This is a genomic window from Litoreibacter sp. (genome assembly GCF_058136045.1).
In genome coordinates, this window is record NZ_JBYVDD010000006.1 from 1 (window position 1) to 12,377 (window position 12,377).

13 protein-coding genes, 1 tRNA gene and 1 pseudogene are annotated in these 12,377 nt (G+C 55.8%); 7 read left to right on the top strand and 8 right to left on the bottom strand.

All coding sequences use genetic code 11. The annotated features are described in order from the left end of the window. Positions 1–477 (top strand): annotated as a pseudogene (locus tag AC3Y7R_RS08380) (recombinase family protein); the annotation flags it as partial. 360 nt (positions 478–837) lie between these two features. On the opposite strand, the gene AC3Y7R_RS08385 reads toward AC3Y7R_RS08380, so the two are convergent. The 4 genes from AC3Y7R_RS08385 to ychF form a co-directional block, all read right to left on the bottom strand. Then, positions 838–927, bottom strand: a tRNA-Ser gene (locus AC3Y7R_RS08385). A 65-nt stretch (positions 928–992) separates the two neighbouring features. Then, entirely contained in the window at positions 993–1,643 is a 651-nt protein-coding gene (locus AC3Y7R_RS08390; RefSeq protein ID WP_490041584.1) for a hypothetical protein, read from the bottom strand. Positions 1,644–1,745: 102 nt separating this feature from the next. Continuing rightward, positions 1,746–2,045, bottom strand: coding sequence for a hypothetical protein (locus AC3Y7R_RS08395; protein WP_490041585.1), 300 nt, complete (start codon positions 2,043–2,045; stop codon positions 1,746–1,748). A 113-nt stretch (positions 2,046–2,158) separates the two neighbouring features. Next, entirely contained in the window at positions 2,159–3,256 is a 1,098-nt protein-coding gene (gene ychF / locus AC3Y7R_RS08400) for a redox-regulated ATPase YchF (protein WP_490041586.1), read from the bottom strand. Positions 3,257–3,385: 129 nt separating this feature from the next. Here ychF and trpA point away from each other — a divergent pair, with 129 nt between their 5' ends. Further along, positions 3,386–4,177: a tryptophan synthase subunit alpha gene (trpA, locus tag AC3Y7R_RS08405; RefSeq protein WP_490041587.1), complete on the top strand. Its 792-nt coding sequence runs from the start codon at positions 3,386–3,388 to the stop codon at positions 4,175–4,177. 3 nt (positions 4,178–4,180) lie between these two features. Here the strand turns inward: trpA and AC3Y7R_RS08410 are convergent, their stop codons facing one another. Next, positions 4,181–4,630: a MarR family winged helix-turn-helix transcriptional regulator gene (locus AC3Y7R_RS08410; RefSeq protein ID WP_490041588.1), complete on the bottom strand. Its 450-nt coding sequence runs from the start codon at positions 4,628–4,630 to the stop codon at positions 4,181–4,183. Next, complete coding sequence (locus tag AC3Y7R_RS08415; RefSeq protein WP_490041589.1) at positions 4,623–5,714, bottom strand: Acg family FMN-binding oxidoreductase; 1,092 nt, start codon at positions 5,712–5,714, stop codon at positions 4,623–4,625. Before AC3Y7R_RS08415 ends, AC3Y7R_RS08410 begins: the two co-directional genes overlap by 8 nt. A gap of 185 nt (positions 5,715–5,899) precedes the next feature. On the opposite strand from AC3Y7R_RS08415, the gene AC3Y7R_RS08420 reads away from it, so the two are divergent. Continuing rightward, positions 5,900–7,063, top strand: coding sequence for an alpha-hydroxy acid oxidase (locus tag AC3Y7R_RS08420; RefSeq protein ID WP_490041590.1), 1,164 nt, complete (start codon positions 5,900–5,902; stop codon positions 7,061–7,063). Between the two features lie 98 nt (positions 7,064–7,161). Here AC3Y7R_RS08420 and AC3Y7R_RS08425 read toward each other — a convergent pair whose 3' ends face one another. Continuing rightward, complete coding sequence (locus AC3Y7R_RS08425; RefSeq protein WP_490041591.1) at positions 7,162–8,295, bottom strand: MFS transporter; 1,134 nt, start codon at positions 8,293–8,295, stop codon at positions 7,162–7,164. Between the two features lie 148 nt (positions 8,296–8,443). Between AC3Y7R_RS08425 and AC3Y7R_RS08430 the strand changes: the two genes are divergently transcribed. The 4 genes from AC3Y7R_RS08430 to AC3Y7R_RS08445 all read left to right on the top strand — a co-directional run bounded on the left by AC3Y7R_RS08430 (position 8,444) and on the right by AC3Y7R_RS08445 (position 11,729). Continuing rightward, the gene (locus AC3Y7R_RS08430) at positions 8,444–9,103 is read left to right on the top strand and encodes a 50S ribosomal protein L25/general stress protein Ctc (RefSeq protein ID WP_490041592.1); all 660 of its coding nucleotides are present in this window, start codon (positions 8,444–8,446) and stop codon (positions 9,101–9,103) included. Between the two features lie 162 nt (positions 9,104–9,265). Continuing rightward, a complete protein-coding gene (locus tag AC3Y7R_RS08435; RefSeq protein ID WP_490041593.1) occupies positions 9,266–9,682 on the top strand; it encodes a VOC family protein in 417 nt (138 codons plus the stop codon). 189 nt (positions 9,683–9,871) lie between these two features. Then, on the top strand, positions 9,872–10,552 hold the full coding sequence (pth, locus tag AC3Y7R_RS08440) for an aminoacyl-tRNA hydrolase (RefSeq protein WP_490041594.1): 681 nt from the start codon (positions 9,872–9,874) through the stop codon (positions 10,550–10,552). Positions 10,553–10,565: 13 nt separating this feature from the next. Then, positions 10,566–11,729 carry a serine hydrolase domain-containing protein gene (locus tag AC3Y7R_RS08445; RefSeq protein WP_490041595.1) on the top strand — a complete coding sequence of 388 codons (1,164 nt, stop codon included), beginning with the start codon at positions 10,566–10,568 and terminating at the stop codon, positions 11,727–11,729. 65 nt (positions 11,730–11,794) lie between these two features. On the opposite strand, the gene AC3Y7R_RS08450 is transcribed toward AC3Y7R_RS08445, so the two are convergent. Continuing rightward, positions 11,795–12,355 carry a carboxymuconolactone decarboxylase family protein gene (locus AC3Y7R_RS08450; protein WP_490041597.1) on the bottom strand — a complete coding sequence of 187 codons (561 nt, stop codon included), beginning with the start codon at positions 12,353–12,355 and terminating at the stop codon, positions 11,795–11,797. Positions 12,356–12,377 lie beyond the last annotated feature (22 nt).

Here is a 12,377-nt window from a genome sequence, read left to right on the forward strand (position 1 = left end):
TACAAATCTAGGGCCACCTCAATATTAATCTCCGGTCGGGTCGCACAGGGTTGTATCCGGATAAAATTGAATGGTGACTTACTGTCAGACCAGCTTGGGCATCCGGTGGCAGATCTAAATTCCGAACTTGTAGACTTGGATGTGCCGTTTAGCTGCCGCCAACGCGGCGCGGAACTAAAAATTATTGCTGGTGATCCAGTTCCAATGCCGGACAAGGTCCTAATTCAGGCCATGCGCAACGCACACAAATGGGCGAACGATCTACGCAGCGGCGCCCCACTCAAAACGATTGCATCCACTAAGGGGTTTTCAGACAGTTACGTAGCGCGGATTATTCCCCTCGCCGAATTGTCACCACGGATTCAGACTGCACTTATAGATGGTGATCAACCCATCAATCTGACGTTGGAAACTCTGGTGCGTGCGAAGCTACCTCTGGATTGGAATGTTCAAGAACGCCTGTTTGGATTCACATGAAACTCGGCACCCTAAAAATACTTGGCTCCCCAATCACTCCAAATACATTCCCTGTTCGCTTAATTAAATTCCCAGTTAATGTGCTTAGGGAATTCTCGTGCAAGCTTCTGTAATTGCATAGTATTTTCCGCACCAATTCCCGCATTTTCAGTCAATTCAACCGACTTCCCCTGTTAATTCTCTGTTATCAGGGAATTACTCAAAAACCGCACCGAGGTTTTCGGCATTTGAGACTGGAAAGTATATGGGAGGGCATTCACCCATCACGGTGCGTCTCTGTCACACTCACCGTCTCGCAAGCCCCGAAATCACGCACAAATTGCGTGCCAAAACCACATGGAAAATTGAGACAGGGGTAGGTGGCGGAGACGAAGGGATTCGAACCCTCGAAACGGTTCCCCGTTTACTCACTTAGCAGGCGAGCGCCTTCGACCACTCGGCCACGTCTCCGCCGACCCGTTTAGCGATAGGTTTGCAGGGCGGCAACCGAAAATATCACCTCGAGGCCAATTCCCTTAAGCGCGGGGGAGGCGGGCGTCTTTGCGGATCACTTGTTGGGTGTTCACCAAGTTGAAACAGCTGCTCAGCAAAGCTCTGTCACCGGGAACGAAGTATTGCTTCATTTCCAAGTGCGCAGGGGCCATCGTGACCGGAGCCTCATCCTTGTCGCGCTCGGAACTATCAGGGCTAATCGAGCCGGTGGCAGGTTTGCCCTTGCCAACCCATGCCTTCATCGTGACGTTTAGACGCGCCCGCCCCACATAGCCGCAATCGTGCCATTCCTTAGGGATCACCAGCAGCGCCTGTGCCGCGCGGGCCAACGATACATCGTGTTGCTCGGCCCAGTCGCAGACCTTCAGGAAGTTGTCAAAGTCCAGCCACCAGCCGCCCGCCATGGACGAGCCAGCGCCGTAGCGGTTCTTGGTCACCGTGCCGAAAAATCGGAAGTATGTGCCCGGCAACATCTTCACCTCTTGCGGGGCAAACATACCGCCATTTTGCACGATGGAGCCGTCCACATCCACCTTGTAGTCCAGCTGATAGCCGTCAGGTGAAGCGGTCATACCAGTGGGTCGCATCCCCTGCGCAAGCGCCTTCCAGAAGCCGTAACCGGCCCCCTCAAAGCAGTGATGATTGTTGGTGGGTCGTGTTTTGGGTCCAGCCATGGAAATAACCTTCTCGAATCAAATAATACAATACCGCGATAGTGCCACAAACAGCCCGGAACGGAACCGTTTTTATACAGCCCTATTTTGGATGGCAGCGACTTAGGCCACCAACATCTCGGCAGGAAGGCCACGCCCAGAAATCATGCCAAGCTCGGACGCGCGGGTAAGGATGCGCTGGAAAAGCTCGCCCTCATCTTTGCCCTGCAAGGCAAGCACCTCGTCAGCCTCAACCTGAGTGTTGGGCGGGCCAACCATCAGTGAGCCGCGAAGATATACCAAAGAGGGTAGCAATTGCAGCCGCTCCACCACGGGGGCTAAGTCGTCCAATATGCCCGTTGCTAGTAAAATTGGCCCGGGGCGAGCCCCCGTCAACTGCCATAGCAGATTTGGTTCATTCATAATGTCACTCGTTAAATTACACATTGGATGCCCCTTTGCGTTCAAAATAGAATCGCGAGGGGGCTTATTTCATGGGAAACCTACAATGATTTTCCCACTCCTTAAACCGAATCTTAATTATTGAACAAAAAGTGCAAAACATCGCCGTCTTTGACCGTATAGGCCTTGCCCTCGGCGCGCATTTTACCCGCTTCTTTGGCGCCTTGCTCGCCCTTGAAGCTCACAAAATCATCAAAGGCTATCGTCTCGGCACGGATAAAACCCTTCTCGAAGTCGCCGTGAATTACCCCTGCGGCCTGCGGCGCACTGGTGCCCTGCTTGATCGTCCAAGCGCGGGCCTCTTTGGGGCCGACGGTAAAGTATGTCTCCAAATGCAACAATTCATAGCCAGCACGGATCAGCCGATCTAGGCCGGCCTCTTCCAGACCCATCTCGGTCAGAAACATCTCGGCCTCATCTGGCTCCAGTTGCGAAATTTCTTCCTCGATCTGCGCCGAGATCACCACTGACGCCGCCCCTTGCTCGGCAGCCATCACAGCTACTTTTTGCGAGAAGTCATTGCCCTCAGCCGAGGACGCCTCGTCGACATTGCACACATATAAAATCGGCTTGGAGGTCAGCAATTGCAGCATTTTCCATGCCTTGATGTCATCCTCGTCAATCTCAACGGTGCGCGCTGGCTTGCCTGCTTCCAGCACCTCCATCGCGGCGCGCAGCAGGCGCTCTTGCTGAACCGCCTCCTTGTCGCCACCACGTACTTTGCGCACGATATTGACCAAACGCTTTTCGATTGATTCCAGATCCGACAGCATCAATTCAGTCTCGATCACCTCGGCGTCGGCCACAGGGTCAACGCGCCCCTCCACATGGGTCACGTCACCGTCTTCAAAGCAGCGCAGCACGTGGGCAATCGCATCGGTCTCGCGAATATTTGCCAAGAACTGATTGCCTAAGCCTTCACCCTGCGAGGCCCCTTTAACCAAACCCGCGATATCCACGAACGTCATGCGGGTCGGGATAATTTGCTTCGAGCCTGCAATTTCAGCCAAAGCGTCCAGCCGCGCATCCGGCACGCCAACCTCACCCACGTTCGGCTCGATTGTGCAAAACGGAAAGTTGGCCGCTTGCGCCGCAGCAGTGCGCGTCAGCGCGTTGAACAACGTGGATTTGCCAACATTTGGCAGTCCAACAATACCCATTTTAAAACCCATCTGACGCGTCCTTTTTTAGCTAAAGTCGCGGGCATGTAGGGGCCGAGAGGGCTTGGCGTCAAGCAGGGCATTGATTTCCCCCCGTCACATGGTGCAAACCGATCTAAGCTTTTAGGCAGGGGACAACACATGACACGCATCGACGACACATTCGCGCGGCTGAAGGCCGAGGGTAAAAAAGCCTTTGTAACTTATGTGATGGCCGGTGACCCAGACACGGCAAAAGCCTTGGAAATTGTCAAAGGCCTGCCCTCTGCCGGTGTCGATATTATCGAGTTGGGCATTCCCTTCACTGATCCGATGGCCGACGGGGCCACGATCCAACTTGCAGGCCAGCGTGCGCTGGCGGCGGGCATGACGCTAGAGAAGTTCCTGCAATTCGTGCGCGACTTCCGCGCCACCGATAACACCACCCCCATCGTGGCAATGGGCTATTACAACCCGATCTATTCGCGCGGCGTTGACCGCTTCCTCGCTGACGCCAAGGAGGCCGGCATCGACGGGTTGATCATCGTGGATCTGCCCCCCGAGGAAGACGACGAGCTGTGCATCCCCGCCCAAAAGGCAGGCCTCAACTTCATTCGCCTCGCAACCCCGACCACCGATGCCAAACGCCTCCCTAAAGTGCTGCAAAACACCTCCGGCTTTGTCTATTACGTCTCGATCAACGGCATCACTGGCGCCGCCGAGGCGCAAGCCGCCGACGTCGCCCCGGCTGTTGCGCGGATCAAGCAAAGCACTGATCTGCCAGTCATCGTAGGCTTCGGGGTCAAAACGCCACAAACCGCCGAGGCCATTGCAGGCGTGGCCGACGGTACCGTTGTAGGCTCTGCCATCGTGCAGAAAATAGCCGACGGTGAAAGCACCGCAGACGTTCTGGCGTTCGTGAAAACTTTAGCTGACGGCGCGCATCGGGCCTGAGGTTTAAGACTTACGGTTGCTGTCCAAATAGGTTCGCAGTTTTTCAAGGGTTGGCAAAACCTGCGCCACCTCGTCCAGGGACACCACCTCCATGATATCGGAGAACTCTGGGCCAAGGGCCGCGATGCCCGCACCGCGCACCCGCCGTCCCTCCTCCAGCAACCAAACTTGCTTTGACCTCGCATCGGCCGGATTTGGGCGCATCGCCACTAGCTTTCGCTTTTCCAGCCCCATTAACGTGTGTGTCATGGATGTTTTGGGCACTTGGAACGTGCGGGCCAACTCTAACGGAGTTGCCCCATCACCGACCTGACACAAGTGGCTCAGGACTGTAAAGTGAGGCGCAATCAGCCCCTCGGGCAGCTTAGCTTCCAAAAGAGAGCGGCTAAGTTGGTCCAAAATGTTAATTTCTCTAAACAGCCTGAAATAAGCGCCGTTGTTTTGCTCATCCATTCAGAAGTTTTTCCTCAATTGGCCATCTAGGGCTGGGTCGCACGCTCTCACAGTATCCTAATCGGGCAAACATTTGCACGGTCCCGCCCTCTGGGGCCAGAATTTTGTGGATATCCGCAAATTTACCAACCATCTCCGGGTATTCTTGCAGGGCTTGGCTCAACGGCTGCAACGCAATCCCCTGCGCGGTTGCTGCCAAATGTAGCCGCATCCAGTCTCGTCCAGCATTGATCTGGTCCACCCGTGTGTTAGCTTCGCTCGTTAACCAAACATGCCCCATAGCCGTATCGGCATTCTTCAAAATCATTGCGGCCCCCTGACGGAAGGTACTTGAATTAGTATCCAGCGCCGCTTCGCGCGTGAAAAGCCCTGCCGCGGCCAACCCTTCGAATAGGGGCCCGGTGAAATCAATCCCATCAGGGTTCGCGTCTACTTCACGGGACCCAATCCGAAACAAATCTACACTTTCCTTATAGGTTCTGGCCGTCTCACCCTCGATGACAAGCGCGTCATGTGACAGCTTTCGCAGCACCTCAACCATCGGGGCATCATTCGTTGAACCGGTTTGGCTGCCATATATACAAGCCCGCTCCAAGATCGGAAGAACAGCATCCGGTACCGGGCGCGACAAATCGTAAGGCTCTTTTTGGGTGCGCCGATCCAGAACATGAACAAACAAGGGATCAGGGCTTCCGCCATTTGTAAAGCGCGCGATGGCGACCGGCCTGCCATCCAATGCATCCGGCTTTTCACCATCCGGAAACAACTCCAGCTCAACTGTTTGACCCGCATCCCGCGCCGCAAGGCTTAGCGTTTCCAGAAAACACCCAAGTCCAATTGTAATCTGACGATTGAATGGATCGGTATGTTCCAGCATTCGGGCAGTATCAACATATAGCGTTAGCTCATCTGGCGTACTTATATCGACCATCCATGGTTGGCGATTATGCGGGTTCGGAGACAAGATCGCATAAGACAAGGCCCGCATCCGCGGCTCGTCATAAAGTCCCGCGTTGCTCCATGGTGCCAAGGCCTTATTGGGAAACCGCGTAACACGGTACGAGCCGCCTGCGGCAGCAAGCACCAAACCTCCTCCAAGAATCGCGAGTGTGTTTCTTCTAGTAAATTTCATGGGTAAGCCTTTAAGTTGGTACGATATCGAACCACATATAGTTCAATATCGAACTAAACAAGGTAAATCGCCGCATTGACTCCAAACCCTCCAAATTGGTAACAAGACCTAACCAATTTAGAGGGTAAGGGCGGAAAATGGCTAAAATCACGGAAATCGAAGACCTCAAGCGTATCTACAAGCGTCGCACGCCCAAGATGTTCTACGATTACTGCGAAAGTGGCAGTTGGACTGAACAAACTTTCCGCGAAAATTGCTCTGACTTCGATCTGATCAAGCTGCGCCAGCGCGTAGCCGTCAACATGGAGGGCCGCTCCACCAAATCAAAAATGATTGGTCGCGATGTGGCAATGCCCGTGGCGCTGGCCCCTGTTGGCTCAACGGGTATGCAACACGCTGATGGTGAAATTCTGGCGGCCAAAGCGGCTGAAAAATTCGGCGTGCCATTCACCCTGTCCACCATGTCCGTGTGCTCGATCGAGGATGTGGCCGAGAACACAACCGCCCCGTTTTGGTTCCAGCTTTACGTGATGCGCGACGAGAAATTCGTCGACAACCTGCTGGACCGCGCCAGAGCCGCCGAATGTGACGCGCTGGTGCTAACGCTGGACCTGCAAATTTTGGGGCAACGCCACAAAGACATCAAAAACGGCCTGTCCATCCCGATCAAACTGGCCCCCCATACCATTCTAGACCTCGCAACCAAATGGCGTTGGGGGCTACAAATGCTGCAAACCCACCGCCGCACCTTCCGCAACATTGTCGGCCATGCAACCGATGTGGAAGACCTCTCCAGCCTGCACAGCTGGACCGAGCAGGCGTTTGATCCACGCCTGAACTGGGACACGGTGAAAGAGTACCGCCGCAAATGGGACGGCAAAATGATCCTCAAAGGCATCCTCGATGCTGATGACGCCAAAATGGCGCTGGATATCGGTGCAGACGCGATAATCGTGTCCAACCACGGCGGCCGCCAACTTGATGGCGCGATCTCGTCAATCAAAGCACTGCCTGCGATCATGGATGCGGTCGGTGACAAAATCGAGGTGCATCTCGACAGTGGCGTGCGCTCTGGCCAAGACGTGCTGAAAGCTTTGGCAATGGGCGCCACTGGCACCTACATCGGGCGTGCATTCGTCTACGGTCTGGGTGCAATGGGCCAGTTCGGCGTGGAGGAAGCCTTGCGCGTCATCCATACGGAGCTTGACCTTACCATGGCGCTCTGCGGTGAACGTGATGTGCACGACCTGAACAAAGACAACCTGCTGGTGCCACGCGACTTCTACGGCGACTGGGCTTAAATCTGGACCTAAAACAACCTCCTAAGGGCGAAATACTCTGGGGGCTTGGGGGCAAAGCCCCCATCAAATAATCACGCGCGCGCAAGCGCTCCTTGAGGTCACGCCCCCTTGGTTTTCAAGGCCCAAATCAGCGGCGATACGCCCAGCACCAACAGCGCGATCGCCCCAAAGGCGGCGCGCAACCCGTAGCCCTCGGACACAAAGCCCATGATGGTCGGGGCCGCAAAGAAGCCCAAAAACCCTAGTGCCGCCGTGCGCGAAATTGCCACGACCCGCAAAGCTGGCGGCACCATGCGCCCAACCACCCCCAACCCCAGGGGCGCGATCACCGACAGGCCCAACCCCATCACGCCGAACCCCGCATAGGCAATCACCGGAGCCGGGGCCGCCGCCGCCAAAACTGCGCCCGCCACGGCCAAAACCGTGGCCCCCACAATGACGCTTAAGTCACTCAATCGCGCGCTCACGGCTTGCCCACCAAAACGCCCCATGGCCATGGTCAGACCAAGCATTGTCGGGCCCAACGCGCCCTCTGCGGCACGGCCAGCTAACGTGCGCTCCACATGCAGGGCCGACCATGTTTCCACCGCAGCCTCGGCCATGAACGCAATCAACACGATCGCGCCGCATAGGCCCACAACACCCCAAGGCAAGCGCACCCGCGCCCCATCGTCTGGTACCGCAACCGGCTCCATCTTCAACCGCGCAAAGGACATCACCGCCACCACCCCGAGCGCGCCAAACATGGCCAGCGGCTCAATGCTTCCTTCGCGCGCCACGCCCGCACCAAAGGCCCCCAACGCATAGGCCAGCGAGAACACGCCATGGTTTGCGTTCATCAACGCGCGGGCGTGGCGCGCTTCCAACTCCGAGACCCGCGCGTTCATGATCACATCCAACAGCCCCGACGCCATTCCGCACCCGACCATTGCCCAAAAGAACCCCTGCGCAGCAGTCACGCCTCCCAGCCCTAAAAACGCCGCCGCAAGTCCAAGGGTACAAACCGCCATCGCCCAACGGCCCAACATCCGGTCCACCACCGGGGCTATCCACATGGTTGTGATCAACCCGAAAGCCGAGCCCATAAGCAAGGTCCCAAACAGTGCATCCCCTGCTCCAAGACGCTCCTTGAGCAGTGGCACATAGGTGGCGAAACACCCCCAATAGAGGCCCAAAATGGCAAAGGCCAAGGCGGGGACACGCGACAGGTTTAGGGCGGAAATTACTGACATTACCCAAGCGCTATCGCCCCCCCGCAGCCTCGGCAATCTAAATCAACAAAAACCCCTTCCCCTTCGCGCGATTCCCTCCTATACGGCACTCTTCACGCGGCCCGACACCCTTGGAGGCAGCCGCACCCATTTGAAAAGGAATATAGTCATGGCTGGTAAGATCCCTGATCTTGAAGTTGAGACACGCGCGGGGACGGGCAAGGGGGCCGCTCGCACAGCACGCCGTAACGGCATGGTGCCAGGTATTGTATATGGTGGTGGTGAAGATCCACAGCCTATCCAAATCTCGTTCAACAAACTGCTGAAGCAACTGCGCGCCGGTCGCTTCATGTCCACGCTACAAAACATGAAAATCGAAGGCCAAGACGACGTTCGCGTTATCTGCCGTAACGTGCAACGCGATCTGGTCAAAGATCTGCCCACGCACATCGACTTCATGCGCTTGCGCCGTACCACAAAAATCGCACTGTTCATTCACGTCGATGTTGTGGGCGAAGAAGAATCTCCTGGCCTGAAAAAAGGCGGCGTGCTGACACTTGTACGTCCAGAGGTGGAACTCGTTGTAACCGCTGGCGATATCCCCGACAGCATCACCATCGACGTCTCCAAGACCGAAGTTGGCGAAAACGTGACGATCTCGTCCGTTAAGCTACCTGACGGCGCGAAAGTGACCATCGACCGTGATTTCGTCATCGCAACCTTGTCTGCTCCATCCAGCCTGAAATCTGCTGGTGAGGACGAGGACGAAGACGGCGAAGCCGTTGAAGGCGAAGAAGCCGCAGCAACTGAAGAGGGCGGCGAAGAGTAATCTTCCCCCGTCTCGACCGCTACACTATTTTAACGCGCGCTCCTCAAAGGGCGCGCGTTTTCTTTTGCCCGAATGCCAGCATTGAGCCAAATAATATGTTGGTTTACCATAACGCAGTCACCTCGTTGCCATACCCAAACTTCCGGAAAGGAAACACACAGCATGATTGCCTACGTCACCGTCGGTGCTGATGACATCGCTCGCGCGAAACGGTTTTATTCTGCGTTCCTGCCTGCCCTCGATTATGAGCTTAAGGAGGGTCCTGAAGGCCTAAGTTACGCGCTGCCTGTGCAACCGGGCCAGTCTCCCGTTTCGCCAGATTTCTACGTCAAGCCAACCTTCGACGGGCGTCCGGCCTCGGCTGGGAACGGTGTTATGATCGCATTTGAGGCGCGCAGTCAAAGCCAAGTTCGTGACCTTCACGCCGCTGCGTTTGCCGCAGGTGGATTTGACGAGGGCCAGCCGGGCTTCCGTGACTCATATGGGCCTCTTTTTTATGTTGGCTACCTCCGCGACCCCCAAGGCAACAAGGTCGCACTGTTCTCTAGCGATCCCGATGAGCCGGGACGGGACGGATAACACGGGCTTCACGGGCGATGAAAGCACATGTTTCGCCCGCCCTTTTCACTGACGGGTTTCCATCAAGATCAAGTCATAGTCTCGTGCAAAAGAGCCCAAACATATCTGACGCCTCTACACAGGCATTACCTGCGTATTCGCATCGTTAGCCCTCTGGCCCCGCGCTGCCAGACGCGGTAAACTCCCTCCATGAAACTCTTTGTAGGCCTCGGAAACCCCGGCGCGAAATACGCGGCCAATCGGCACAATATCGGCTTTATGGCCGTTGAGCGCATTGCCGAAGATCATGGATTCCTGCCATGGAAAGCCAAATTTCAGGGCCAGATCAGCGAAGGTCGTCTTGGCCACGAAAAAGTGCTGCTGCTCAAGCCCGCCACCTTCATGAACCTGTCCGGCCAGTCCGTGGGCGAGGCCATGCGGTTCTACAAACTCGACAGCACCGACATCACCGTCTTTCACGATGAGATCGACCTCGCGCCCGCCAAAACACGCGTTAAATCCGGCGGTGGTCATGCGGGCCACAACGGGCTGCGCTCGATCCACCAACATATCAGCCCACATTATGACCGCGTTCGTTTGGGTGTGGGCCACCCCGGCCATAAAGACAAAGTGGCCTCTTATGTGCTCAATGACTTTGCCAAATCCGAGCAAGACTGGCTTGACGATGTGCTGCGAGGCGTGTCCGACGGCGCGCCCTATCTGGCCGACGGAGATAGCGCCAAGTTCCTGAACGCCGTAGGCCTGCGCGTAGCCCCTGCACGATCCTCGACCACCAAACCAAAGCCAAAACCCAAAGCGCCCCAAAAGCCCCAGCCAATAGGCGAAGACACCCTAAATCCGCTGCAAAAGCTCATGGACCGCTTCAACTAACGGAGACACGCCAATGCGTACAATCTTGAAATGGGCCTTGCGCCTGGTAGCCCTTTTGGCGGTTGTGGCCGTTATCATTGGCATCTGGAAGCGCGAGGAAATCACTCGGCTTCTAGCCGTCAACTCGCTGTTTTCAGAGGAAAAAATCGTTGCCAACTTCTCTGGCATGAACAAGGCATTTCTGAATGTTCCGATGGTCATTCCTGACGCACCTGCAAGCCCGCTACCCCAAGGCCCCGAGGCCAAAATGCCCGCACAAACGCAAGATTGGGTCACCGCGCGCACGGTCACGTCAATGGTGGTGCTCAAAGACGGGCAATTGGTTCACCAAAGCTATTATCAAGACACAAAAGACACTGATTTACGTATCTCGTGGTCCGTCGCCAAAAGCTATCTTTCCGCACTGATGGGCGTTATTTTAGCGGATGGGTCAATCAGCTCAATTGATGATCCAGTCGTTAAATACGCTCCGGAATTGGTCGGCTCCGCCTATGAGGGCGCGAGCGTACGCAATGTTTTGAACATGGCCTCTGGCGTTACCTTTGACGAAGATTACCTCGACAAAAGCTCCGACATCAACCGTATGGGCCGGATCCTCGCCCTTGGTGGCGCGATGGATGAATTTGCCGCAGGTATAACCGAAAGCTTCGCTGAACCTGGTGAAACTTGGCAATATGTCTCCATCGACACACATGTCTTGTCGATGGTTATTCGGGGCGCGACCGGTCGCTCGATCCCTGATCTGATGGTCGAGAAAATCATCGGCCCGATGGGCTTGGAAAGCGCGCCTTACTACATCTCTGACGGCGAAGGTGTGGCCTTTGTGCTGGGCGGGTTAAATCTGACCACGCGCGACTATGCACGTATGGGGCTGATGGCTTTGCAAAACGGTCAGCTAAACGGGCAACAGATTGTTCCCGCGGATTGGATCGCCGCCTCGACCGTGCCATCAGCCCCGACACAGACCGGCGAAATTAACTATGGCTACCAATGGTGGATACCCGCAGACGCGCCAGAGGGCGAGTTCATGGCACGCGGTGTGTATGGGCAATATATCTACGTCAATCGCCCTGCAGGCGTGGTTATTGCCTCGACAGCGGCAGATCGAAAGTTCCGCGAGCCCGGCGTGGCGGATGAATATATCGCCATGTTTCGCGCTATTGCACAGGCCTTGTAAACGCCCTCCGCCCGGCCACAAACAAGAGAGGGTCACCCGCAACACAGGTGACCCCGCCTCCCCTTTTAGCCTGCGTCTGTTGGGGTCCACGCGAACTTCTCGAACACGCTATCAACCGGCGTTTCAGCAAGGTGGTTTGTGTAATTCGACATCAATTTCTGAGCTGCCCCCAAAAGCACTTCCAGAATATGCGCCTCGGAAAACCCCGCTGCACGGAAATCCGAAAGCTGGCTATCACTGACATGGCCTCGTTCACGAACCACCTGAAGGGTGAAGGTTCGCAGCGCTTCCAGCTTTGGGCTGGTTAGCGGAGTATTGTCGCGAAGTGCATTCACAATATCCTCACTAACCCCCATAGAATAGGCGATCCCGGTATGGGCAGGCACACAATAATGGCAGCGGTGCTCGACGTTGATCGCCATCCAAACAACTGTCTTCTCCTCATCGTCGAAACTCGAATTCATGAACAATTCGTGCAGCTTGTTATATGCTTCATATGCCACGGGCGACGCGGCCAAGACCGCGTGTAGACCCGGTATAAATCCGAAATTCTCTTGCCCCGCACGCATCATGGCGCGGCTTTCCTCCGGGGCGGTTTTAATCGTGTGGCTCGTGAGTTTGGTCATATCCTATCCTTTCAGGATCAAA